This is a genomic window from Siphonobacter sp. BAB-5385, assembly GCF_002261125.1.
In the GTDB taxonomy this organism is placed as follows: Bacteria; Bacteroidota; Bacteroidia; order Cytophagales; family Spirosomataceae; genus Siphonobacter.
The window spans coordinates 1-861 of sequence record NZ_NMPS01000180.1; the positions used below are offsets into that span (position 1 = coordinate 1).

Here is an 861-nt window from a genome sequence, read left to right on the forward strand (position 1 = left end):
CTGTGCCTGTTGCCAGGCAAACTGCTCCTTCAGCTCCGGCATAACGGCGAGTAGGGGCTGTCCAATGACTTCCTTACCCCGTCCAAAAAAGCCTAACATGGGTGTGTTGATCTGATCAATCACAAACTCATCCCCCCGTAACACCATCGTAGCGGCTGGCGACTGCTGAATGATGTTGACAAAGCGGGCTTCGCTTTCTTGTAGTGCCTGCCGGGCCGTTACCTGCTCCGTAACGTCGATGGCCGTGTTAATCACCCCGTAAATAGATCCATCCTGATCATAGAGTGGGTTGTAAACATGATTGAAGTAAACCGTCTTAGGTCGTCCGTCCGTCATCAGGTAAGCCACCTCTTCCGAGTGACGAACCGGTTGACCGGTATCAAAGACGTGCTGAAGCTGGGCTAAACAGGGTTGTCCTTCTAAGTCGGGCATCGCCTCCAGGAGTGTTTTACCGAGTACGGACTCGTCCCTGCCCCAAATAGCCAGCATCGGAGCGTTCACATGCTGGATGAGCAGATCCGGCCCGACCAAGATGGCCGTAGCCGCTGGTGTAGCCGTCACTAGGTTTTTAGAGCGGGCTTCGCTGACTGTTAGTGACTGCTGAGTGCGTACTTGTTGAGTAACATCCTGAGCTACCCCGCCAAAGCGATACAAATCGCCGGTTTGGCTAAAATAAGCTTTGCCATAGAAGCGTACCCACCGCAGGATGCCATCATCGGCCCCAACGGTACGATAGGTTTGATCGTAGTTCCCATTTGACTTACCCGTCAGGACTTGCTCGACAGCCTGATTGACGCGATCTACATCGTCTGGATGAATAAACTGGATGGCCTGTTCGTAAGGAATAACGTGATCCTGTGC

General features: G+C 53.0%; 1 protein-coding gene. It reads right to left on the reverse strand.

The window, feature by feature from the left end; translation table 11 throughout:
* On the reverse strand, positions 1 to 861 hold an 861-nt coding region (locus BWI93_RS18035), incomplete at both ends, for a PAS domain S-box protein (protein ID WP_141217521.1).